General features: G+C 60.6%; 20 protein-coding genes. 13 read left to right on the top strand and 7 right to left on the bottom strand.

Going from position 1 to position 24554, the window contains the following annotated elements; translation table 11 throughout:
• Positions 1-5: 5 nt before the first annotated feature.
• The 4 genes from pgi to RAS12_RS01275 are packed head-to-tail and all read right to left on the bottom strand — an operon-like array spanning position 6 to position 6568.
• Positions 6-1673: a glucose-6-phosphate isomerase gene (gene pgi / locus RAS12_RS01290; protein WP_306944696.1), complete on the bottom strand. Its 1668-nt coding sequence runs from the start codon at positions 1671-1673 to the stop codon at positions 6-8.
• A gap of 12 nt (positions 1674-1685) precedes the next feature.
• Positions 1686-3089 (bottom strand): phosphomannomutase/phosphoglucomutase, encoded by a 1404-nt coding sequence (locus RAS12_RS01285; RefSeq protein WP_306944695.1) that lies wholly within the window; start codon positions 3087-3089, stop codon positions 1686-1688.
• 20 nt (positions 3090-3109) lie between these two features.
• Positions 3110-5371 carry a GNVR domain-containing protein gene (locus RAS12_RS01280; protein ID WP_306944694.1) on the bottom strand — a complete coding sequence of 754 codons (2262 nt, stop codon included), beginning with the start codon at positions 5369-5371 and terminating at the stop codon, positions 3110-3112.
• A 60-nt stretch (positions 5372-5431) separates the two neighbouring features.
• Positions 5432-6568 (bottom strand): polysaccharide biosynthesis/export family protein, encoded by a 1137-nt coding sequence (locus tag RAS12_RS01275; RefSeq protein WP_306944693.1) that lies wholly within the window; start codon positions 6566-6568, stop codon positions 5432-5434.
• Between the two features lie 241 nt (positions 6569-6809).
• On the opposite strand from RAS12_RS01275, the gene RAS12_RS01270 reads away from it, so the two are divergent.
• From RAS12_RS01270 to RAS12_RS01210, 13 genes are all read left to right on the top strand, one after another.
• Positions 6810-8219: an undecaprenyl-phosphate glucose phosphotransferase gene (locus RAS12_RS01270; RefSeq protein WP_306944692.1), complete on the top strand. Its 1410-nt coding sequence runs from the start codon at positions 6810-6812 to the stop codon at positions 8217-8219.
• A gap of 46 nt (positions 8220-8265) precedes the next feature.
• Entirely contained in the window at positions 8266-8727 is a 462-nt protein-coding gene (locus RAS12_RS01265; RefSeq protein WP_306951712.1) for a GDP-mannose mannosyl hydrolase, read from the top strand.
• Complete coding sequence (locus RAS12_RS01260; protein WP_306944691.1) at positions 8724-10154, top strand: mannose-1-phosphate guanylyltransferase/mannose-6-phosphate isomerase; 1431 nt, start codon at positions 8724-8726, stop codon at positions 10152-10154. The genes RAS12_RS01265 and RAS12_RS01260 overlap by 4 nt, the downstream gene beginning before the upstream one ends.
• A gap of 61 nt (positions 10155-10215) precedes the next feature.
• Positions 10216-10578 (top strand): VanZ family protein, encoded by a 363-nt coding sequence (locus tag RAS12_RS01255; RefSeq protein ID WP_306951710.1) that lies wholly within the window; start codon positions 10216-10218, stop codon positions 10576-10578.
• 10 nt (positions 10579-10588) lie between these two features.
• Positions 10589-11698, top strand: coding sequence for a GDP-mannose 4,6-dehydratase (gene gmd, locus RAS12_RS01250; protein ID WP_306944690.1), 1110 nt, complete (start codon positions 10589-10591; stop codon positions 11696-11698).
• A 6-nt stretch (positions 11699-11704) separates the two neighbouring features.
• Positions 11705-12679 carry a GDP-L-fucose synthase family protein gene (locus RAS12_RS01245; protein WP_306944689.1) on the top strand — a complete coding sequence of 325 codons (975 nt, stop codon included), beginning with the start codon at positions 11705-11707 and terminating at the stop codon, positions 12677-12679.
• A gap of 32 nt (positions 12680-12711) precedes the next feature.
• Complete coding sequence (locus tag RAS12_RS01240) at positions 12712-14028, top strand: oligosaccharide flippase family protein (protein ID WP_306944688.1); 1317 nt, start codon at positions 12712-12714, stop codon at positions 14026-14028.
• 5 nt (positions 14029-14033) lie between these two features.
• Positions 14034-14951, top strand: a complete 918-nt coding sequence (locus RAS12_RS01235; RefSeq protein WP_306944687.1) for a glycosyltransferase family 2 protein — start codon at positions 14034-14036, stop codon at positions 14949-14951.
• A 12-nt stretch (positions 14952-14963) separates the two neighbouring features.
• Positions 14964-16268 (top strand): O-antigen ligase family protein, encoded by a 1305-nt coding sequence (locus RAS12_RS01230; RefSeq protein ID WP_306944686.1) that lies wholly within the window; start codon positions 14964-14966, stop codon positions 16266-16268.
• Complete coding sequence (locus RAS12_RS01225; protein WP_306944684.1) at positions 16261-17391, top strand: glycosyltransferase; 1131 nt, start codon at positions 16261-16263, stop codon at positions 17389-17391. Before RAS12_RS01230 ends, RAS12_RS01225 begins: the two co-directional genes overlap by 8 nt.
• A 13-nt stretch (positions 17392-17404) precedes the next feature.
• Positions 17405-18292: a glycosyltransferase family 2 protein gene (locus RAS12_RS01220; protein WP_306944683.1), complete on the top strand. Its 888-nt coding sequence runs from the start codon at positions 17405-17407 to the stop codon at positions 18290-18292.
• Positions 18289-18849, top strand: a complete 561-nt coding sequence (locus tag RAS12_RS01215; protein WP_306944681.1) for a putative colanic acid biosynthesis acetyltransferase — start codon at positions 18289-18291, stop codon at positions 18847-18849. The genes RAS12_RS01220 and RAS12_RS01215 overlap by 4 nt, the downstream gene beginning before the upstream one ends.
• Positions 18846-20144: a glycosyltransferase WbuB gene (locus RAS12_RS01210; protein ID WP_306944680.1), complete on the top strand. Its 1299-nt coding sequence runs from the start codon at positions 18846-18848 to the stop codon at positions 20142-20144. The genes RAS12_RS01215 and RAS12_RS01210 overlap by 4 nt, the downstream gene beginning before the upstream one ends.
• 112 nt (positions 20145-20256) lie before the next feature.
• On the opposite strand, the gene RAS12_RS01205 is transcribed toward RAS12_RS01210, so the two are convergent.
• From RAS12_RS01205 to RAS12_RS01195, 3 genes are all read right to left on the bottom strand, one after another.
• Positions 20257-20922, bottom strand: coding sequence for a response regulator transcription factor (locus RAS12_RS01205; protein WP_306944677.1), 666 nt, complete (start codon positions 20920-20922; stop codon positions 20257-20259).
• 354 nt (positions 20923-21276) lie between these two features.
• Complete coding sequence (locus RAS12_RS01200; protein WP_306944675.1) at positions 21277-22026, bottom strand: helix-turn-helix transcriptional regulator; 750 nt, start codon at positions 22024-22026, stop codon at positions 21277-21279.
• 561 nt (positions 22027-22587) lie between these two features.
• Positions 22588-24192: a glucosamine inositolphosphorylceramide transferase family protein gene (locus tag RAS12_RS01195; RefSeq protein WP_306944673.1), complete on the bottom strand. Its 1605-nt coding sequence runs from the start codon at positions 24190-24192 to the stop codon at positions 22588-22590.
• Positions 24193-24554: the final 362 nt, after the last annotated feature.

The following is a 24554-nucleotide window of genomic DNA, read 5'->3' as shown; positions in this document are numbered from 1 at the left end:
CTCCGCTACAGATGCGCTGCCATGCCCGGCACCCACGCATGGCGCGAACGTGGCGCCTGAGCATGGCCGCGGTAGCGGTCGATCCAATACGATGTGGAAGCATCGTGCCCCCAGTCAACCACCCCGGCCGACACGGGCACCGCCAATTCGCGTTCAATGCCAGTCGCCAGGCGTTTACCCAATTCGACGCCCCACTGGTCAAAGGGGTTGATCCCCCAGACCACGCTTTGCACAAACACTTTGTGTTCATACAGCGCCAGCAAAGCGCCCAGGCCGCGCGGGTCCAGCTGGCGCAAGACGATGAGCGTGGACGGCCGCCCGCCCGGATGAACCATGTGCTGCGCCAGACTCAGTGCGCGTTCCTGGTCATCAATATGCGCCACGTCCAGCAGCGCTTGCTCCAGGCTTTTGCCGCGCAACAAGGCTTGACGCTGTGCCAGGCAATTGGCCAGCAGCATGCGGTGCGCGTCCGGGCTGTCGGTATGACCCTGCAAACTGGCGATGAAATCCACCGGCGCGCCGTCTTCACTTTGATGCAGCCACTGGAAGAAGGTGTGTTGGCCGTCCGTGCCCGGCATGCCCCAGATGATGGGCGCCGTAGGCACGCCCACCGCCGCGCCATCGCCTGCCACCCGCTTGCCCAGCGATTCCATCTCCAGCTGCTGCAAGTAGGTCACCAAATGCAATAAGCGCGCGCTGTAGGCCGCGATGTTCAAGGAATTGCTTCCCAGCACACTGCAATTGACGAGACCCGCCAATGCCAGCTGGATCGGCGCATTTGCCGCAAACGGCGCTTGCTGAAAATGCTGGTCCATGGCCTCGGCGCCGGCCCGCATTCCAATCAGCACATCGGCGCCCACTGTCAGCGCGATCGACAGCCCGGCAACCGACCAGACCGAATAACGCCCGCCCACCCAATCGCACATCTTGAATACCTGGCTGTCCGGCACGCCCAGCGCGCGGGCTGCGGACACATTTGCCGTCACCGCGGCCAGATGTTCAGACACGTCCGTCACGCCGCCCTGCTTAAGCCACGCGATGGCCGCGCGCGCATTGTGCAGGGTCTCGGCCGTGGTAAAGGACTTGGACGACACGACCACCAGGCAACGGCGCGGGTCCAGCCCCGCCACGGCGTCGTGAAAGGCATGGCCATCAATATTGGATACGAAGCGGATCTGGCGACGTTGCGACGGGCCGCCGAAAGCTTGAATCGCAAGCCTGGGGCCCCAGTCACTGCCACCGATGCCTATGTGCAGCACGGTAGAGAAATCCGCCGTCTGGTCCACACGCCGAACAAAGTCGGTCATGCGCGAATACTCGCAGACGGAGTCCGCATCCTGCCCATCGGGCTGCTCGCGGGTCCGCCCAGCGCGCAAGGCGGTATGCCACGCCGGTTTGCCTTCGGTCCAGTTAACCGCGTCACCAGAAAACAGGGCGTGCCGTGCATCGGCCAGCCCGCGCGCCTGCAACAGATTCAGGGCGGCGGCGTCCAGCGCGGCAGACTGTCGCTGCATCGTCAGGTCGACGCACAAACCCGCCGCTTCGATCACTTTCAACGTACCGGCATCCACATCGGCGGCTTTGGCAGCTTGCGCAAACGCCAGCCACTCAAGACTGTCCGCCAGACCGGAATTCGCCCTTAACGCCTCAATAGCAAAGTTGGCCTTACCCATCGCGTGATGCTCCTAGAACGGTAAACGAACGTGAGGTGCAATACGCCGGAACGCATTGCGGAAGTCCTCCTCGATACGGGCCAACGCGGCCACGGTGTCTCCTTCAAAACGCAATACCACCGTCGGCGTGGTGTTGGATGGACGCGCCAGGCCAAAGCCGTCGGCATAGTCCACCCGCATACCATCCAGGTCGTTGATGGACAGCGCGTCAGGGAACTGCCCCTGCTCGCGCAGCATCTGGACCAGGGCGAAATGTTCGCCTTCGGCGGTTTCCAGCTTGATTTCGGGTGTTGAGCAAGATTGCGGCAAGCTTTCCAGCAATCCCGAAGGGTCCGGAGCTGCCGATAGAATTTCCAGCAGCCGGGCGGCCGCATAAATCCCGTCGTCAAATCCGTACCAGCGCTCTTTGAAGAAAATGTGACCGCTCATCTCTCCAGCAAGTAGCGCTCCCGTCTCGCGCATCTTGGCTTTGATCAGCGAATGCCCCGTTTTCCACATGGTGGGTTTACCCCCGGCCTCGGCAATGGCTCGGGCCACATGGCGGCTGCATTTCACGTCGTAGATGATTTCTGCGCCCGGGTTGCGCGCCAGTACGTCGCGCGCAAACAAGATCAGTTGACGGTCGGGCCAGATGATCTGACCCGATTTCGTCACCACCCCCAGGCGGTCCCCGTCGCCATCAAAGGCCAAACCGACCTCGCAGTCGGAATAGCGCAGGCAATAGATCAAATCTTGCAAATTATGCGGATCGGCCGGATCTGGATGATGTCCCGGAAACGATCCATCCACTTCGCAGAACAGCTCGGTCACTTCGCAACCCAGCGCGCGAAACAGTGCCGGGGCCACCGCGCCCGCCACGCCGCTGCCGCAATCGATCGCGATCTTCATGGGGCGCGACATCCTGATGTCGCCCACCAATCGGGCGGAATAGCAGGGCATGATCTGCATCTGCGTGCGTCCGCCCGCCGTGCGTGCAGACTCGATCGGCAGGCGCATGGCATCGCGCAAAGCGGTAATGCCTTCTCCGTACCGCGATGCCCCCTCCAACACGATCTTGAAGCCGTTGTGCGCTGGCGGATTGTGGCTGCCCGTCACCGCGATGCCAGCACCCGTGTCCAACAGACGCGCTGCGAAATACATCATCGGCGTCGTCGCCATGCCTATGTCGATCACGTGCATGCCGGCCGAGCGCAGCCCGGCTTGCAGTGCGGCCGCCAGTTCCACACTGCTCAGGCGGCCATCGCGACCCACCACGATGGAACGCGCCCCTTGCTGACGGGCCTGGGTGCCTGCGGCCATGCCCAAGCTATGGGCAAAGCGCGCATCAATTTCGTCCGGCACCGTGCCGCGTATGTCATAAGCCTTGAAAACCGCATCCAGAATTTGCGGGGTATCCCAGCCAAAAGTTCCGTGCATGCCAGTTTCTCCGGGTGGCGTCATTTGGGGCCGTTCTGTTTGAAATCGCCGTAATACGCTGCACGGGAGTATCGGTAACTGCCGTACTTGGACCGGAAGCCGAAGCGCTCCGGCATCAGTTTCAAGCCGTTGAACAGCACGCCATCCACCGGCGCGCCCGCTTGAATCAGCCGCTTGGCCGTCTCGCGAATTTCTCCTACGGTATTCATGCCGGACCGAACCACGACCATGACCGCCGCGGCGTGCGTGCCCACGAGCGCCGCATCCGGCGACGACAGCACAGGCGCTGTGTCCAGAATCACCATGTCGTACTGCGAAGACAGCTCACGCAGCGTCGCGCCAAACACCGGAGACGCCAGCAATTCGGACGGGTCAAAGGTGACCGCGCCCGTTGCAATGAAGTCCACGCCTTCGGACACGCTGTGCTTTCTGACGTTGGCCAGCGGAACCGTGCCCGACAGCACTTCGAACAGGCCGTCTTCCTTGGGCACGCCAAAATAGCGATTGAGCTGACCCTTGCGGAAGTCGGCATCGATCAGCAACACACGTTTTCCCACGCCGCCCTGAATGAACGCGAAGTTGGCCGACAGGAACGATTTACCCACTCCGGCAACCGGGCCCGTAAACATCACCATGTTGTTGGCCGATTGGCGCAACGACGCTTGCAGCACATTGCGGAATGACCGCAGGCTTTCAATGGGTGGCGCATTGCCTTGGCTTTGCGCCAGTAGCGCAGGCACGGTGGCGTTCTTGCGCCGGCTGCGGCGCCATAGCTTGTCCTGAATATCACTGTAGGGAATCGCAGCCAGCACCGGCAGGCCGGTGTAGCGCTCCACGTCTTCAGGCTCAGACAACCCGCCAAACAACGCATTGCGGACAAAGGCGCACAACATGCCGAAGATCAGGCCGATGGCAGTCGCCACGCCGATGATGATCGCGGCCTTGGGGCGCACGGGGCGGTCCGGCTGCACCGCGGCATCCAGGATGCGCACGTTGCCCACCTTGCCGGCGCGAATCAGGCGCAACTGCTGGGCGTTGTTCAGCAAGCCCGTATACAGCTCGGTATTGACCCGCACATCACGCACCAGGCGCACCACATCCTGCTCCAGGTCAGGCAGTTGCTTGATGTTGTTGCCGATGCGGCTGACGTCGCCCGACAACGAGGCAATCTGCCGATCGATGGCAATGATGCTCGGATGCGTCGGCGCAAAACGGGTAATCAGTTCCTGACGCTTGGAGCGCAGTTCCATCACCTTGGTTTGCGCGTCCACCGATTGCGCCAGAATCAGTTTGGCCTCTTCGCTAAGGTCAATCGTTCCGCGCTTATTGCGCAGCGCGTTGTACTTGGTCTCGGCGGCGTCCAGTTCGCCTTTCAGAATCGGCAGCTGCTGCTCCAGAAAGCCCAAGGACTTCTCGGCTTGCGCCGATTTCCGGTTCACGTTTTGCTGCACATATTCCTGGCCAATCTGATTCAGCACGGCGGTCGTCAGCGCCGGGTCATTGCCTTCGAGCGTGACGCCGATCACGCCTGATGCGCGGCCCCGTTCGAAGATGCCCATGTGTGACTGCACGTCTTCAATCGCTGCCAGGCGCGAGCTGCGCGACACCGTGAATTCCGTGCCCGGACGTCCGCCCAAGGCGTCGATATGCACATCCATGGCGCCGCCGCCGGGCAGCAGGAAGTGTTCGGGTTTTCCAACCGTGCCATTGAACGTAGCGCCCGTGAACTTGTCGGTCAGCGTGTAGCGGCCTTCACCCTTGGCCGTCACGCGAAACGGCTTGCCCAGCCATTCATTGGGCACGTCCAGCTGCGAAATCGCGATGGACTCTCCACCCCACGCATAACCGCCGCGGGGCAGGCTGGACGGGTATGGCAGCGCTTCGTAGCGCTGCGCAAGCCATTCCCCAATCACGGGGAAGTAGCGCGGCTTGGCGTGGATATACAACAGGAATTTATCCACGGCAGGGCCGACCACCATACGCGAACGCAGCACTTCCATTTCGCCCGATGTTTCCGCCTTGGTGTCGAACATGGCGGAAACATCCCCAAGCAGGCTTCGAGCCTGCCCGTTGGGCATTTCTTCTTCAACTTGCACGATGATGTCGGCCGAATAGACCGACGGCGTGACCATTACGTAGGCAAGCGCGCCCAGCAAGGCCAGCATGGTGATGGCCATGATCATCCACCGGTTCGACACGATGGCGTCTACGTGCGAGGACAACGGTGTTTCCTGCTGGCGGGCCGGGACGTTCGGCTCGAATGACTCGATAGGCAACGACATACAGCTCTCCAAGAGCGGACGCTGCCAGGGCAGCGTCCCCAAAGGCGTGATTAAGGCGGACTAGTTGATCGATTTCACGGTCTGTACTGTTTGCGCGCTCGGGAAGAGGTTGCTGATAAAGCGGTTCCACCGCACCAGCGCAGCCGTATCCACGAACACGACGTCTTTGGGTTCCAACTCAAACTTCGCTCCTACTGCCAGACCTTGCGGCGACTTGGAGTTCAGATGGAACACCAGCGGCACCGCTTGATCTGTGCTGCGGACAACAAACACTTGGGACGCATCAGCCGACAGCTGATTGGGCCCACCCGCCATGCCCAGCGCCTCGGTCAGCGACATACGTCCGTCGCGCATTACTACCGTGGCGGGCAGATAGACTTCGCCCATCACGAACACTTTGCTGTCGTCACGCGGTGTCACGCGAACGATGTCGCCCGACTTCAACATGACCTGATTCAAGTCCTGTCCACGTTCGATCAGCGCAGGCAGATTGACCCGTGTGCGGCGGCCATCACGAATCACATACACCGCGCTGCGATCACCGGTGGGCAACACGCCTCCCGCGCGATTGATCGCTTCAAGCAAGGTCATTGGAATATCGTTGATCGCGACTGTGCCCGGCAGCTTGACTTCGCCTTCGACGTAAACACGCTTGCTGCGGTATCCCAGCACGCGTACCGTGATCTGCGGATCCTGAATGTACTTACCGGAACTATTCACTATGAGATTGCGCGCCTGAAGTTCCGTCAACCCCGCCACTTTCAGCAGTCCGGTATAGGGAAATTGGATATATCCAGTGGATGAAACCGTATAGCCCGGAATGCCCGAGGCGGTATCCCCCATGACTAGTTCGGTCACCCCTGTACCAATTGCGTAGGTTTGCGTCGGAAGGACGAGCTCGGGGTGATCCCACACCACGATAGAGAGGATGTCTCCTGGCCCAATGCGATAGGGTTCGGTCGTACCGACAAGACGATCCACACCATCGTTATCAATCAAAGCCTGGCGATTCCGAAGGTCTTCCATGACCAGGGACGGAGTGATTTCCTTAATCGTCGCCACTGAGTTCGGATCCAACGGATCGACGAGGTGGCTCGCGGAAAAGGTCATACCGGGAGATAAGGCGCAAGCGCCCAGCGAGGACACGAGCGCGATAGCGGCTATGGCTCGGCTCAACGTTCCGAAAAATGTCGTCATGGCAAATCCACTGTGAATGACTTCGTTGCTTGGAAAGGAGCCCGATGCGTAACGGGTTGCGACATTCCACTCTCTTTTCGAAGTCCCGCACATTCGACGGATGTCCTAAGCCTTCTCCTACATCGTTTGGAGGTTTCGGGTCCGCCTCGCACTCAATAAGATTTCGTCGGTAGCCACATGTTTTGCGGCACTGCACCGTTTTTTTCGCCGCAACAAGACTCCCCACCAACAGGAGTGCGCGATGGACCCGTCTCAAACGGACACGTCGGCAAGATTCAGCGGGAACAACTATCTGTACCGCTTTGTTGACGCCGCGATCGTTATCACCTGCGGCCTGACTGCCACCGGCTTGAAATTCTCGGACGAGGCTTTGGCGGACCCCCCCCAAATCCATCTGTTCCTGATTTACCTGTGCGGCTTGGGCGTCATCGCGATTTTTCCTGCGTTCCGCCTGTATGTATCTTGGCGGGGCCGTTTACTGACCGACTTGATTGTGCGCAGCCTCGCCGCGTGGGCAATGGTCTTTGCCTTGGGCATCCTGGTCAGTTTTCTCATGCATCAGACCGCCGCGATATCGCGCGTGTGGGCGGCCACCTGGTTTGGCATGACGGCGTTGACGCTGGCCGGTGTGCGCATTGCCGTCTATGCGGCATTGGGTGCAGCACGTGATCGCGGTCTGAACCGCAAACATGTATTGCTAGTGGGCTTTGGCGCGCTGGGCCACGACTTATGGCGCCGAGTCGAACAATACCGGGGCGCTGGGTATGAAGTCGCTGGCATCTACGCCGAGCCGCATGAGAGCCTGCCGCCGCACGTGCGCAGACTGCATGAGCTGAACAATCTGCACGCTTTCGTGCATGAACACAATGTGCGCGAGATCTGGATCGTGCTTCCGATGGAGGCCGGCCAGGAACTGCGCGAGGTGCTCTACCACCTGCGCAACGACTTGGTGGATATCCGCTGGATACCGGATGTCATGTCGATCCAGCTGCTGGGCCATCGCATCGGCGAATTCCTGGGTTTGCCGGCTATTCAGCTAAACAGCCTGCCAGCTGCCGGTGTGCGCGGCTGGGCCAAGGAAGTATTCGACCGGGGCTTCGCCTTTTGCGCGCTGATAGGGCTGGCGCCCGTGATGCTGACCGTGGCCATGTTGGTCAAGCTGACCTCGCGCGGGCCCGTCTTCTTCACTCAACCCAGGCTGGGTGTGGACGGCAAGGTATTCCATGTCTACAAATTCCGCACGATGACCGTGCATCAGGAACATGGCGTCGTCACACAAGCCACCCGAGACGACCGGCGCATCACCCGCGTCGGCGCCTTTCTACGGCGAACCAGTCTGGATGAGCTGCCGCAGTTCCTGAATGTACTGATGGGTGATATGTCGGTAGTCGGCCCGCGGCCGCACGCGCTGGAACATAACGAAATGTACAAGGACCTGGTGCAGCGCTACATGATGCGCCACCGCGTCAAGCCGGGCATTACCGGGTGGGCCCAGGTCAATGGATTTCGCGGGCAGACGGACACGCTGCGCAAGATGAGCGATCGCGTTGAGCATGACATCTACTACATCCAGCATTGGACGTTCAGGATGGACCTGCTGATCATCGCCCGCACGGCCGTGTCGGGATGGACGGGCCGCAATGTCTACTAAACCTTTGGGATGGCCCGTGCAGGAAGCCGTGCCCGTCCATAGCGGCGTGCTGGCGCAGGCGGACTTCCGCCAGGCGGTGGAGATGCTGCCCTTGGTCTCTATCGACCTGTTGCTGCGCGACGCCTCTGGGCGCTATCTGACGGGTCTGAGGACCAATCCTCCCGCCCAGGGCGCCTGGTTTGTGCCAGGTGGACGCATCCGCAAGAACGAGACCTTGCGCAATGCCCTTCAGCGCATTGCCCGGGATGAGCTGGGTTTGCCCATCGCCCCGGATGCCTGGCAGCCGCGCGGCGTGTACGAACACTTCTATGGCACCAATTTTTCGGGTGAAGCCGGACGCTCCACCCATTACGTCGTCCTCGCCTACGAGGCCGACCTGTCGTTGGATATCGCATGCCTTCCCCAGGCGCAGCACCACAGCTATCGCTGGCTGCCCGCGGAAGTGATCGCCGCCGATCCCGGCGTGCATCCGTACACCCAGGCCTACTTCAAGGAGCGAGCGCCATGACGAACCCCCCTCCCCCCTATCGAGCCGTCATCCTTTGCGGCGGTTCGGGCTCGCGCCTGTGGCCGCTGTCCCGTGAGCTGCTGCCCAAGCAGTTCATCCGTTTGACTGATTCCCGCAGCTTGTTGCAAAACACGCTGCTGCGGTTGGAGTCGGCAGGCGCGCAGGCGCAACCTGCACTGGTGTGCAACGAGTCGCACCGTTACATCGCCGCCGAGCAGGCGCTGGAACTAGGGATCAAGGACGTGGAAGTGATACTGGAGCCGTTTGCACGCAATACGGCGCCGGCAATCGCGGCCGCGACGCTGCGCGCCATGCGCGACGGCGAAGACCCCATCATGCTGATCATGCCGTCGGACCACGTGCTGGAAGATGGCGAGGTGCTCAGAACCGCGTTTGCTGACGCCTATGCCGCCGCGCGCCAGGGCGCCTTGGTGACCTTCGGGATTACCCCGACCGCCCCGCTTAGCGGCTACGGCTACATCCAGGCGGATGAGCCGGGCGCCATGGCTCCGGCGCGGCGCGTGCGCCGCTTTGTGGAAAAGCCATCACCAGAAGTCGCCGCGCGGTTTATCGAAGATGGCGGCTACTACTGGAATAGCGGCATGTTCGCGTTCCAGGCGTCCGTCTTCCTGTCCGAAATGGCGCGGCTGGCGCCGAAGATGCTGGAACAGGTGCAAGCGGCGGTTGCGACGGGGCATGGCGAGAACGCGCTGTTCCACCTGGACGGCCCGGCGTTCGAAGCCTGCCCCAGCGATTCGATGGACTACGCCATCATGGAACGCACCGACAGCGCCGTCGTCATTCCGCTGGCGGCATCTTGGAGCGATGTCGGGGCCTGGGACGCCGTTTGGGGCATCGCCCAAAAGACGGAGGAAGGCAATTCGACCACCGGCGATGTCATGGTCGAGGATTCACGCAATTGCCTGATCCATTCGACCAGCCGCCTGGTTGCATCCGTTGGGCTGGACGACATTGTGGTGATCGAAACCGCGGATGCGGTGTTGGTCGCACACAAGTCCCGGTCACAGGACGTCAAGCGTCTGGTCGAAATTTTCAAGACCCAGCACCGGTCCGAACTGAACCACCATCGCGAAGTGCAGCGCCCCTGGGGGTCGTATGACTCGGTAGGTCAAGGCCCGCGCTACCAGGTCAAGCGCATCACGGTAAAGCCCGGGGCGCGCCTGTCATCGCAGATGCATCATCACCGGGCCGAGCATTGGATCGTCGTATCAGGAACGGCTCGTATCTACAACGGCGACAAGCAATATCTGCTGACCGAAAACCAGTCGACCTACATCCCGCTGGGCGAGATTCACAGCCTGGAGAATCCCGGAAAGATTCCGCTGGAAATCATCGAAGTGCAATCGGGGGCCTATCTGGGCGAGGACGACATCGTTCGGTTCCAGGACATGTATGGCCGGGTCTGACATCGACACGCCGCCTCGCCGTTCGCCCGTCGCCGAGGGTGTCCCCTTTTGGCGCCCCGGTATGGCCCGGATCTGCCTGCCGGCGGCTGGGCTGTTCTTTCTGGTGTTGGTGACCGTAGGCAATCTACCCGGTCTGGCCGCCGACATGTCGGACGCTTTTGGCGACAAGCGCCTGCACTTGGCGGCTTATGCGTTTCTGACAGCGCTGATCTACGTCTCGGTCAACCGGCGGCCCGCCTTGGTGGCGATGCTGGCGGTCACCGCGTTGGGTGCATTGGATGAATCAATCCAATCCTTTTTTCCGTATCGACAGGCTGAACTCTTAGACCTTTTGGCCGATATCTTAGCGGCTGGTGCAACAGTAATCTCATTGCACATTGGTTCATCAGCCATCGGCTCCTTTCGTGCAATTACTAAGTCTTAAGGATACAACCATGCCAAAAAGGGCACTGATTACCGGCGTTACCGGCCAAGACGGGTCCTACCTGGCGGAGTTCCTGCTCGCCAAGGGCTATGAGGTTCACGGTATCAAGCGGCGCGCGTCGCTGTTCAATACGGCGCGCATTGATCATCTGTACCAGGACCCGCACGACCAGCCCCGCAATTTTGTGCTGCACCATGGCGACATGACAGACTCTTGCAGCCTGATCCGCATCGTGCAGTCGGTTCAGCCCGACGAGATCTACAACCTGGCTGCGCAAAGCCATGTGGGCGTGTCGTTTGAAGAACCCGAGTACACCGCCAACGCTGACGGCTTGGGCACTCTGCGTCTTCTGGAAGCTATCCGCATCCTGAAGCTGGAAAACAAGTCCCGGTTCTATCAAGCATCCACGTCCGAGCTGTATGGCTTGGTGCAAGAAACGCCGCAGAAGGAAACCACCCCCTTCTATCCGCGTAGCCCTTACGCCGCTGCCAAGCTCTACGCCTATTGGATCAGCGTGAACTACCGCGAAGCCTATGGCATGTATGCCTGCAACGGCATCTTGTTCAACCATGAATCGCCCAAGCGCGGCGAAACCTTCGTCACGCGCAAAATCACCCGCGGCCTGGCGCGCATCGTGCTGGGCCTGCAGGAATGCCTGTACCTGGGCAACCTGTCCGCGCTGCGCGATTGGGGACATGCCCGCGACTACGTCGAAATGCAGTGGCTGATGCTGCAACAAGATACGCCTGAAGACTATGTCATCGCGACCGGCTTGCAATACAGCGTGCGGGAATTCATCAACACCGCCGCGCGCGAGCTGGGCATCCTGCTGGCATGGGAAGGCGAAGGGCTGGAAGAAACTGCCACCGTCTTGTTCTCGCCCGTGCACGACATCAAGCCCGGGCAGGTCATCGTGCGCGTTGATCCGCGCTACTTCCGTCCGACCGAAGTGGAAACCCTGCTGGGCGACCCCACCAAGGCGCGCGAAAAGCTGGGCTGGTCGCCACGCATCACGTTTGCCGAGCTGGTCAAGGAAATGGTGGAGAGTGACCTGAAGGATGCGCGCCGCGACGCGCTGGTCGAACAGAACGGCTACGAAATCTACGCCTACAAGGAGTAGTCCGACATGACGAATCTGGACCAACGCGTGTTTGTGGCCGGCCACCGTGGCATGGTGGGCGCAGCCATCACACGCGAACTACAGCGGCGTGGCTACCCCCATGTGCTGACCCGTGGCCGCAAGGAGCTCAACCTGGAGGACCAGACCCAGGTGCATCGCTTCTTTGCGGAAACGCCGGTCGACGTGGTGTATCTGGCAGCCGCCAAAGTGGGCGGCATTCTGGCCAATCAGACGCATCCGGTCGATTTTCTGTACCGAAACCTGATGATCCAGTGCAACGTCATCCACGCCGCCTATGAGGCGGGGGTGCGCAAGCTGCTGTTTCTGGGTTCGTCATGTATCTACCCTCGCGAAGCCCCGCAGCCCATTCATGAAGACGCTTTGCTGACAGGACCGCTGGAAGCCACCAACGAGCCCTATGCCATTGCCAAGATCGCCGGCCTGAAATTGTGCGAAGCCTATCAACGTGAGTATGGCGCGCGCTTCATCTGCGCCATGCCCACCAATCTGTATGGGCAGCACGACAATTACGATCTGCAAAGCAGCCACGTCCTGCCTGCGCTGATCCGCAAGTTTCACGAAGGCCGCGAGTCGGGCCAGGAAAGCGTGACGATCTGGGGCACAGGTTCGCCGCTGCGGGAATTTTTGTACGTGGATGATCTGGCCCAGGCCTGCGTCATGTTGATGGAACACCCGGACGCCGAGGGTATCTACAACATCGGGGCAGGCCAGGACATCTCGATTGCCGACCTGGCAGCGTTGGTCGCCCGCGTGGTGGGTTATCAAGGCAACATCGTCTACGACACCAGCAAGCCCGACGGCACGCCCCGCAAGCTGATGGACTCGTCGCGCATAAAGGGGTTGGGCTGGCAGCCTGGCATCTCGCTTACGCAAGGCATCACGCAGGCCTACGGGCACTTCTTGCATGAGAGCGCCGGACACACCACCGACCGCACCCAACAGGCGCTGCCCGTGGCCTGAGGGCCGCGCCAGCATCAACCACAGGCTTCCCGATGCTTGGATTCGTCAGGAAACACATCGCCGGCAATGCTTCCTTCTGGGGGCTGGTGGAATATGGCATCGGCCCGGTCGCGGCGCTGGTGGCCCTGCCCATCCTGTTCCGCCAGCTGGGCACCGTAGGCTTTGGGCAGTACTCGATGATCATCGCGCTGGCCGGCTTCGGCAACGCGGCCAACCTGGGCGCGGCCGTGACGGCCACCAAGCTGGTGTCTGAGCGTATGCATGAGCCCGGAGGCGCCTATCGCGCCGCGGGCGTCAGCATGTCGCTGATCGCTTGTGCATTGGGTGTCGTGACGTTGGCCGCGATCTTGTTATGGGCCGTCGTCGGTCTGGGTTGGCCTGCGGCCACGTTCGGTGGCGTAGCGGTAACTCTGCTGGCGATGCCGGCGCTGGCGATCTACCTGACCCAGCAATATGACCAACTGTTCTCGGGCTGCCTGAAAGGGCGAGAAGATTTCCGCGCTACCGCGCTGTGCGAGGTCTTTAGCCGCACGGGAACGATGGCGCTGGCCTGCGCGACGGCCACGTTGACCGCATCGCCCACCTGGACCGGGTTGGCGCAGGCCGTGGGCTTGCTGATTGCCGGCACGGTGAAAATGCGCGTGTTCTCACGCGCTTATGGACGGGTTCTGGTGCGCCCGGTTCGCGACCGTTCCGCCATGATGGATGCGTTCAAATTTTCGCGGTGGTCGTGGTTGAACAGCCTGAGCGCGCTGGCCTTCGGCTCGGTCGACCGTGTGCTGGTGGGCAGCCTGATGGGTCCGGCGGCGCTTGCCATTTATACCGTGGGCGTGCAGGTGGGCCAGATCATTCACACCGCAGCGGTCGCCATCTTTCAGAAGGCTATGCCCCGCGTCAGCCGGCTGTCCGTGTCACCGCCTTTTGCAGGCGCCGCCGAACAAGAGATCCGCCGCATGATGTTGTGGAATCTGGTGTTGTCGGCCAGCGCCACACTGGCGGTGCTGGCCGTCAGCCATCCGCTCTTGAATCTGCTTTTGGGCGACAACGTGGCCACCGGCCATCTTGGCACCTTCAGATTGCTGATCGTGGCATCCGGGCTGTTATCCCTGAACGCCGCGGCGCATTTCTCCCTGCTCGGACTCGGCAACTCCCGCGCGGTCGCCATCCTGAACGGACTGGGCGGGTTAGCCATGCTGTGCGTCATGGCAGGGCTGGTACACGCGGCGGGCGAACACGCCGCGGCTTGGGGCCGTATGGCCTACGCGGCGATCACGCTAGCTGGCGTGGCTCTCGCCATCCGCCAATCCCGCCCCGAATTCCCGGGCGCGTTGCCCGCGGCCACCCGATAACCAACATGCTGAGGTCCTACATGCGCAAGCGTCATAACGAGTACTCACGTCAGCTCATCGACTTCGTCCGCGAGCTTCGTCCGCCCGCGCCGATCGCCGGCGGCCTGTTGCCCAAGGTGACCATCGTGACGCCCTCGTACAACCAGGCGAAGTTCCTGGAACGCACCATCCTGTCCGTGCTGAACCAAGGTTATCCGCGCCTGGAATACATCATCATCGATGGCGGCTCCACCGATGGCAGCGTGGACATCATCCGCAAGTACGAACGCTATCTGACCTACTGGGAAAGCACCCCGGACCGCGGCCAGTCCCATGCCATCAACAAGGGCTTTGAACGCGCCACGGGTGATTATGTTGGCTGGCAGAATTCAGATGACCTTTACTTTCCCGGCGCGTTGCGCAAGCTGGGCACGGCGGCGGCGCGCGGCCGTGCGCCGATTGTCAGCGGCAATCTGTTTGTGGCCGACGCCAACAACAACATCTTTCGCAAGATTCACTACACCCCCGTCAATCGCGGCACGCTGACAGTGGTGAAAGCGTCCATCCCCAACCAGTCCGCCATCTTCCGCCGCGACCTGCTGCTCAAGTATGGCCTGCTGCAAGAGAGCATGCGCTATTGCATGGATCTTGAATTGTGGAGCCGGCTGCTGCGCGAGGGCAAAAATCTGATCGTGCCCGACGCTTTAGGCGTTTACACGGCGCACGACGAAACCAAGACGGCCTTGATGCAGGACGTGCTGCTGGAAGAGCGCGAACAGATCGTCACCCGCATCCGGCGCACCGAACCCGGCATGGGCCGCTTGTTTGAACTGTCCTGCCGCGCGTCAAAAGTCGCGGCCCATGCCCGCCAGGGAGATCTGTCCTACCTGTTTGAAAAGCTGACCACCAAGATATTCCGGCGCGACGATTGGGCCGCGCACTAGGATGACACCGACATGAGCCCGCACCGCCGCTTGTCCACCCTGCACCTGCTGGGCCTGTTTGCATTCACGGCGCTGGCCTTGAATGACGACCGCTTCATTTTGGGCGTAGGCAGTTTCAAGCTGTCGCCCTTTGATGTGCTGTTCGTGGCCATGCTGGTCGTCAAGGCCTTGCGGCTGGCAGAACCCAGCGCCTACGCCCTGCCCCGCGGTTTGCTGGGCGCGCTGCTGGGTCTTCAGGCCATGTCGGTGATCTATCTGCTGCTGGTATCCATGCATCATCCGGGCATTGAAACGGGCGACGTGGCGCGCGATCTGCGCATCGTGTTCTATTTTCTATGCACGCCCTTTCTTTGCTACAAGGACATCGACAGTCCTGCCGCCTACGCGGTGCTGCAGAAGTACATCGTCGCCGCCTGCCTGGCAGTGGCCACGTTGATGCTGCTGGAACAATTGCAGGGCTTCAGCATTTCGAACCCGCTGCGCAACGTGCGTCTGGGCGTATGGGCCATTCCGTTCGGCGTAGTCTCATTGCTGTACTTCCGGCGTACGCTGAATGTCTCAGGCCCCAAGGCTTATGCGCTGACGGTGTACATGCTGCTGGCGCTGGTTTTTTCTCTGAACCGCAGCCAGTACTTGCAATTGATGGTGTCGGTAGTGATCGCGGTGCTGCTGGCCTCCAGCCCGGACATCCGGCGCCGCGCGGTGATGATCTTTGCCCCAGCCGCCGTTGCTGGCGTGCTCGTCTTTGCCAGCATCGGTTATCTGGATGTCCTGACCAACCGGATCTTCAGCGTTGAAAAGCTGGACGAAGACTCCAGCTACGGCGCGCGCATCCAGGAAATGCAGGGCCAGATGGACTTCTTTGCCGAAAGCCCGGTGTTTGGCAAAGGGGCCGGATTTCGCAGCTGGGTCATGGGCGAGAACGGCTTTGAACTGAGCACCTTCGCGCACAATTCCTGGGCGTTCTACCTGATGAAGTTCGGCGTGGTGGGCACCATCATGATCATGCTTCCGCCCCTGCTCATCCTGCTGTTGACACTGCTCAAACGTTACGCGCATCCCGGGCTGGAGATGCACCGGCGCTATCTGCTGGCCACCGCGCCGATCTACATCTTTATTGATTCGCTATCCGGCGGGCTCGCCTATGCACCCAAAACGGCCTTCACCGGATTCCTGCTGTGCTATTGCCTGTCACTGATGCGCAATGCCCAGATCATGGCGGTGCCCCAAACCGCGCCGCGTGCCTCGCAACCCGTTCCCAGCCATCGTCCGGGCTCCGTGCCCCGGGCGCTACCGCGAGTAACCCCCCATGCCTGATGTCATGTTTGTCGCGCCAGACTTGCACGGCGGCGTCGGAAGATGCGTTGCCTTTATCGTGGACGCCTTGCCGGAACAGGGGGTGGATTCCTCCCTGTTCCTGCTGCGCTCACGCAACCGGGAATATCCGGTGGCCAACCCCAAGGTGACACGCGCCCTGCCCATCATCGAATCGTCAACCAAGCTGCGGCTGATGCTGCCCTTGGCCTTCTTTCACCTCTTGCGTCAGATCCAGCGAGACAAGCCGGCCATCGTGTGCTCGCATGGCCTGTTGTGCAACATGCTGGTGGTACTGGCAAAAAAGATTCTGCGGGGCACCTTCAGCACCGTGGCCTTTGAGCACAGCAGTCCGGCCATCCATTACGGCGCGTCCCGCATGCGGCGCCTGAAATACTGGCTGGTCAGCCAGACCTATCGGCGCCACGATGCCGTTGTGGGCGTATCGCGCGGCGTCAAAGAAGACCTGGTCAGCATGTTCCCGCCGCTGCGCGGCAAGGTCCACACCATCTACAACGGCGTGCCGCTGGAAAATGTGCGGCGTCAAAGCGCCTTGCGGCCGGCCGCCCCTGATACGCAGGCCCCCTATCACGTCGTTGCAGTCGGCCGGCTTGAAGCCGTCAAGGATTACGCCACCTTGATCGACGCCGCCGCGTTGCTGGATGATCCCGGCATCACCTTCACCATCCTGGGGGAAGGCTCCGAACACGCTGCCCTGCAACAGCGCATTGATGAGCGCGCCTCGCGCAGCCCCGTCAGACTGGCTGGCCACATCGACAACCCATTTCCCATGATCGCAGGCGCCGGTGCTTTCGCGCTGACATCCTTGCGTGAGAGCTTCGGCAATGTGCTCGTCGAAGCGTTATGTCTTGGTGTGCCGGTGATTTCTACAGACTGTCCGCATGGCCCCGCGGAAATTCTGGACGCCGGCCGCTACGGTTTGCTGGTGCCTGTGGGCGACCCCGCCGCGCTGGCCGACGCAGTGCGGCGACTGGCTTATGACAACGAGATGCGCGAACAGCTGGCCGCCCAAGGCCCGGAGCGCGCCGACGCCTTTTCCCTCGAACGGCATTGCCGCAACGTCATCGCGCTGTTTCAGCCGCTGATGCAACGCGGCACGCCCTGAACTGGACAGCATCATGCAGAAGATACCGGTATCCGTAGTCGTCATGACGAAAAACGAGGAACGCAATATCTCGAAGTGCTTAAAGGCGCTGGTGGAGTTCGACGAGGTATTCGTCGTGGATTCCGACAGCACAGATGCCACGTGCTCGATGGCGACCGCGCTGGGCGCACACGTCTCTAATTTCCAATGGAACGGCAAGTACCCCAAAAAGAAGCAATGGTGCCTTGAGCAACTCCCCTTCTCGCACTCCGTCGTGTTGTACGTGGACGCCGACGAAGAGATGACGCCTGGGCTAGCCACTGAAATCCGTGACGCACTGCCCCGTTTTGCAGCGGGCGCGGGCGGCGCGTTCATTCCATTTGACTATGTGTTCTGCGGCAAAAAGCTGGAACATGGCCATCGCGTCTACAAGCTGGCGCTGCTGGCCCGAGACCGGTCCCGCTTTCTGGACTACGACGACCTGGACGTCGCCCATATGTGGGAAGTGGAAGGCCACTATCAGCCGCAAGTCCAGGGTGACACGTTTGCCCTGCGCGAGCGCATGGTGCACAACGATCATGACTCGCTCTTTCACTACTTCGACAAGCACAACCGGTACTCGGATTGGGAAGCCAACCTGCGCACCAAGGGCTTGATGAATGATCCGCGCGAAGCCAATGTAGGTGCGCGCGCACTGCTCAAACGGATCTTCCAGGCCATGCCGTTCAAGGCGCCGATCTCGTTCCTGCATTCCTATGTTTTCCGTCTGGGTTTCCTGGACGGCAAGGCAGGCTATGACTACGCCGTGGCGCGCGCCATGTATTACTGGCAGATCCGCATCAAAACCGAAGAAATCCTCAAAGCCCGGCAAGCCAGCGCCGATGAAGCACGAGGCGACGCCGTAGCGGGAGCGGCCAAATGAGCACATTGCAGCAACTAGACCGCTTTGCGCTGGCGCCGGGTCAGCGCGGCCGTTCCGCGCTGACCGTGCAGCTTTGGTGGACGGTGCAGGCCACGTTGTTCCGTTGGTCGCCACAGGTGGCCTATGGATTCCGCCGGTGGCTGTTGCGCTGCTTTGGCGCACAGGTGGGACGCAAGGTGCTGATCCGCCCCACGGCCACCGTGACCTATCCCTGGAAGGTTGAGATCGGCGACTACGCCTGGATCGGCGACGACGCGGTGATCTACAGCCTGGGCCCCATCCATATTGGCGCGCACGCCGTCGTGTCGCAACGCAGCTATCTGTGCGCGGCCGATCACGATGCAGGCCAGCCCGACTTCCCTTTGCGCGAACGCGCCGTTCGCATTGAAGACGGCGCATGGGTCGCCACGGACGTGTTTGTCGGCCCTGGCGTGACGATCGGCCGGGAGGCCGTGGTGGGCGCGCGCAGTTCGGTATTCCGCAATATGCCGCCCGCGATGGTGTGCCACGGCAACCCGTGCCGGCCAATCCGGCCACGCATGGCGGCGCCTTTATGAAAATACTTATCTATGGAATCAACTACGCGCCCGAACTGACTGGCATAGGCAAGTACAGCGCCGAACTGGCCGAATGGCTGGCGGCGCGAGGGCACGAGGTCAGCGTCGTGACGGCGCCCCCCTACTACCCGCAGTGGCAGGTTCAAGACGGCTACAGCGCCTGGCGCTACCGCAAGGAAGCGCTGCGCGGCGTCACTGTGCGCCGCGCGCCGCTGTGGGTGCCCGGCAAGCCCGGCGGCCTTAAGCGCCTGATTCATCTGGCCAGCTTTGCACTATCCAGTCTGCCTTCCTTGCTGCGTGCTGCGGCAGGCCGGCCAGACCTCATTCTGGTCGTGGAGCCGGCGTTGTTCTGCGCACCTGCAGCCTGGCTGGCGGCCCGCCTGTGCGGGGCGCGCGCGTGGCTGCACGTGCAGGACTATGAAGTCGATGCGGCGTTCGAGCTGGGTCTGCTCAAAGGCGCTGGGCTGCGCGCAATGGTCAAGCGGGGCGAGCGCTGGCTGATGCGGCGGTTCGACCGCGTCTCGACGATTTCCGGCCGGATGCTGGACCTGGCCGTGGCGAAAGGGGTCGCGCCTGAGCGCGCCGTGCTGCTGCCGAACTGGATCAACGTCAACGCCATCACGCCTGATGGGAAAGGCGGCGATTACCGCGCCGAGCTGGGCATTCCTGCCGGCGCGATCGTTGCCCTCTACTCCGGCAACATGGGTGGCAAGCAAGGTTTGCACACGCTGGCAGACGTCGCTAGGCGGTTAAGCCGCGAAGGCCGGCTGTGGTTTGTGTTCTGCGGCCAAGGGCCGGAGCGCGCCCCGCTGGAAGAACAGTGCAAAGGTTTGCCACGCGTCATTTTCCTGGACCTGCAACCGGCGGATCGCCTGGGTGCGCTGCTGAATACTGCTGACATCCATTTATTACCTCAGCGCGCTGGCGCGGCGGATCTCGTCATGCCATCCAAGTTGACCGGCATGCTGGCCAGCGGCCGGCCTGTCGTGTGCGGCGCCGCGCAGGGCACCGAACTGGCGCAAGTGGTGTCGCACTGCGGCCTGCTGACGCCACCAGAAGATGCGCCTGCCATGGCTGAAGCCGTGCGCAAGCTGAGCTACAACGCGCAGATCCGCGAAACGCTGGGCGTAGCGGCACGCCAGTACGCGCTGGCGAACCTGCATGTCGATGCGGTGCTTGGCGCAGCGGAACGCGAATTCGCGGCCGTCGTCGCGGCCAAAGGCAAGGCCGCTGCACACGCATCTGCGCAGTCGCCCGCCAAGGCATCCACTCGCACACGCGAAGGCGATATTTAAGCGCCGCTCTATGGCCTTGCAGCCGTCTGGCGGCATGGTCTTCTTCTAAACGAACCAGGGCCTGTGCGGGCTGTCAGACAACCCGCACAGGCCCTGCCTCTTTCCATTGCCGCTAGCTGCTTTCGCCTTTACCAGCGACGGGCGCATTATTGCTTCTGACCAGGCCCATTTGCACCGCGATGTAGGCCGCCTCGGCCTGGTTGCGGGCGTTCAGTTTCCAATACAGAGTGCGTGCATGGCTCTTGACGGTAGCGACCGATATCCCAACTTGCTGGCCGATCTCCCGCATGGTTTTTCCCTGCACCAGCAGTTGCAGAATTTCCTCTTGCCGTTGAGTGAGTTCACGCAGCTCTTGCATGGGGGCATGCGTGGTTGCGTTCATGACTCTGCCAGCAGGCTGCGGGTAGCATTCGCCGCCTGCCATGACCAGGCTGACTGCTGCTGCCAGCGCATCGGGACTGGACGCTTTGGGAAGGTATCCCGCCACGCCTGCCCGCGCACAAGTGCCCATGACGTTCTGGTCCAGAACGGAATACAGCACCAGCACCAGCTTGGGCATGAAAAAGGCCATCGCCTGAGATAACAGTCCGATGTCCTGCTCCGCCACGCCACTGCAACCGATCACCAGAAGCTCGACTGGGCGGTTGATCGAACTGGACATATTGAGTAGATGGGCTGGCGAAATCGCCAGAATGTCGTCGGCGTTGCGGACACGTTCCAGAACATGCTGGATAGCGACACGAAGCAGAGCGTAGTCTTCAATCAGTACGGTTGTCATCCCGGGAAGAACCTTGTGACGCATGGCCCATACACGGTTCCCGAGAGGGTGGCGCATCACTCTGCGATGGCAGGTTCCTGTGCGGCGCGTTCCCCATGGGAATCTCGTCCGCGCTATTGGATTGCGATGGCGAGATGTTGTGATTCGCGATCTCAACCCATGCTTGCGGACACAACCCATGCTATCAGCGGCTACGTCCGGTGAATCTCGTTCAGGAGGATGATTGGTGGAGGAAAGCCGCAGCGATCTGGAACCAATTCCTGCTGTAAACGTCTTAGGCGAGTTGGCTATGCGAACCCGGCAGCTTCAGAACAATGCGTCCCAGGCTGCCGGGCAGGCAGCGCAACCCGTCACCTACCCCAGTTTGCGCCCATAGATCTGCCCGGCGTCCGTGTCCCTGCCATTGGGGTCATGCCATTCCAAGGTCGCCCCGCGTTGCAGTGCCGCGTAAACGGCTTCGCCCTTGTTCTTGACATGCAGACGCTGGTAGAGCGTGCACGCATGCGTTTTGGCAGTTGCCACCGATATGTTGAGCATCCGGCTGACCGTTTTGATCGGATAGCCTCGCGCCAGCAACACCAGCACTTCGTACTGACGCGGCGTGATCTGAAGCAACTGCGCTCCAGCGCTGACCGGCATCGCACCTTTGGACATGGCGTCGTCAGTGTCGCGTGCCGGCAAAGCGCACACCGTTGAGGACGGTGCCTGCAATGCCTGCTCGCTGGGAAAGCACTGACCGCCTGCCATCACCAACCGTATCGCGGCCTCAAGAATCTCGACCGAGGCCGTCTTCATAAGGCAGCCATACACACTGGCCCCAGGCAATCCCTGCACCGGCATCGGCAGGGGCATCACGTCGGTAAGAAGCAGAATCCGCTTAGGCGTCAGCACACGCTGAATCTCGTGCAATGCGCTCCACGCTTCATCGTTATCTACCGGTAATCCGTAGATCAGAAGATCGGCGCCAGCGTGCGCGCCATCGGCCTTGGACAAATCTGCCAGGCCCATCCCCTCAATCTCCCAAACATCATCCAACTTGCTCAGTATCTGCCACAACCCCAACCGCAAGAGCGGATGGGCTTCAATCAGGACCATCTTGGCCATGGTGTCCTCCCGGTTTTTCGACGGGCCTAGAAGGGGATCTTCGCTGTGCTGAAGACTATTTTTTCCAACCTTGCGGGGGTGGTCCGCACTATCCCGGAATATCTAATGAAGCTGGACCGGGGCGTTTAGGCTGGGCATCTTTGGTAGCCAACATAACGGATGGCATGAACCCATCTTATGGTTCGAAACTGTCAAAATCAAGACGTTTCAGGGCGATATAATCCGATAAAAACAGAAATCATTCGTTAGCCTTAATCACGCTCGTAAATAAGGATGAGCCAGCATCATCCTCCTTTCTGATGCTAGGGTTTGCACCAAAACTTACCCTGCACTGACGGCCGCTTCCCTATGAGAAGAAGCGCTAAGAACCTGCCTACACAACGGTATTTCCAATTCGCGGACAAAAAAAAGCCGCGCCGGGACATCGGCCCGGCGCAGCAGCGATCTGCCAAATTTGGGGTTGATTGCTGTCTATATGTTTCCGCGGACACATCAAGCCCGTGCTTGATCCGCGCAATCGAAATATAGGTAACATTTTTATTTTTGCGCCGGATGCGTCATTTACTCCATATAGGCGAAGTCAAATACCGTATGCCCACCCTGATGGTGCCAATGGTGCATTGAAGCATGACGTTTTCTCAAAAAGCTGGCGTAGTGAATTTCGCCGTCCGTTTCGACATAGGTGGTGGGCGTCAGAGCCACGATCGGGTTCAGAGACACCCCCTTTCCATAGTGGCAAAAGCCTTGGTACTGCGCACAGCGAATCACCTCTCCGCTAGGCGAGACAACGATTCCAGCGTTGCGGGCCCGCATCGGATTGCGCACGATGGGGTTGCACGCGTGCGGCGTCCACTCGGTGGAGCGGGGTGAATCCGAAAAAAATGCGAACAGCTCATCGCAATGGCTTTGCCCGTCAGTTCTATCAATATTAGTTAATAACCACCAATATTCGCCGTGTTTAAAAATAATAGTATCCACGGCAGATATATTGGTCATCAATGTGACATCCAACTCCCATTTCAGCGGAAATTCCGTGCATTTCCACAACTCTATACTGCGATTTCCGCACGTTTCCGGAACCATGTAGGTCACGCCTTCATGTTCAAAAATATACGGAAAAGATAAATGATAGGGCAGATTCAGGGCAGTGCCCAACAGGCGGAAAGCCCCGTCAGAGTAGGTCGCAACGGAAATTGTGCCCTTCCGGGAAGTAAAATCGTAATCTTCAAAAAATATATACGGTTTTTGATCGTGGGTATATACAAACGGATCAGCAAAGAATCTGCCTTTTGGCGGCTGCAGCACCATTGCCTCTGATACTACGGCTTGCTGCCTGGCCGATGGAAACATACCAATTCTCCATCGGACATTGCGTTTCATGATGCGCCGCACAATCAAATCGGAAATCAGCCAGGCCTGACGCGCGATATATGCCGCGCTGTCCCACTCTGCCGGGTCCGTACGCCGCTGCCCGCTCATGATCTGCATTTCGGGCGGGGCTACGCCTTGCTGGGCGCGGGCAAGCGTCTGCAAGGCGTCGTAGACCATGAAATTGCCCAGGCTGAACGCACGCGCCTGATTTTTCAACCAGAACACTTCGGTGTTGAAACTGCGCTGGTCCAGCAACTCATCCTGATCTGCGGCAGTCCCCATGCGCCAGAGTTTTACGGTCGTGTGGTCTTCACGCTGATAGACCTCCCAAAACCCGGCGTACCGGCTGGTCGACACGGCGATATCGGAGTAGCTCAATTGCCATACACCCAGCCGAGCCCAGCTCATCATCTGGCTGCGCGTCGCCCGCGACGTGCCCAGCGTAATCACCAGATCCAAGCCCAAAGCAGTGACGGCGTCCTGCTCACCGGCGGCCTTCTCGCCAGACTCCAGCGGCAACACCGGTACGGATTCGGAAGGCAAGGCCTGCCGCATGTCTCCGCACGCAAGCATCTGCCTCTGCTTGGCGGGCAACAGCCGCGACTCGAACCGCGAGAGCGTGCCGAACAACGCCCTTACGCCGAAGCGTGGCGACTTGTCTGCGCCGTCCGGACTCATCACCAGCAAAGCGGCGATATCGAAGTCCTGGCTATGCACGAACCAATCCACCATCTCGTGCATCCAGCCGGGTTGCTCATACCCGTCAACCAGCAGTCCCACTCTGTAGGTCTTCATTTGTCCTGCTCCTGTGTCAGGGCGAATCGGGCGGCTACACCAGAATGGCGATGAGGCTCATCTCTCGTATCCCCAGTGCAACGTGTTCAAGTCCTCGCGCTGATACTGCGGCGTTTTTCGCCCGTGTTCCAGACCACATTCATCCTAGGACGGCCGTCCGAGGACAAACGGCTCAACCTCCTGCCAACGGTGGACGAGCGCGTCCCCCAACTGCGCGAGGCCCGTTCATCCATCCGGCCGATCGCGCCAGATTTGCCCGACACAGAACGTGTGAAAGCCCTTTTCTTCGGGGTAAACCCTATTGGGGATAGCCGAGGCTCGCTTCTCGTTCCATCGTCACGCATAATGATTTTTAAACAAAC

Source organism: Achromobacter seleniivolatilans, from assembly GCF_030864005.1.
Taxonomy (GTDB): domain Bacteria; phylum Pseudomonadota; class Gammaproteobacteria; order Burkholderiales; family Burkholderiaceae_B; genus Achromobacter; species Achromobacter seleniivolatilans.
Note: the sequence above shows the minus strand (reverse complement) of the source record. Positions and strands in the feature narration are given on the sequence as shown.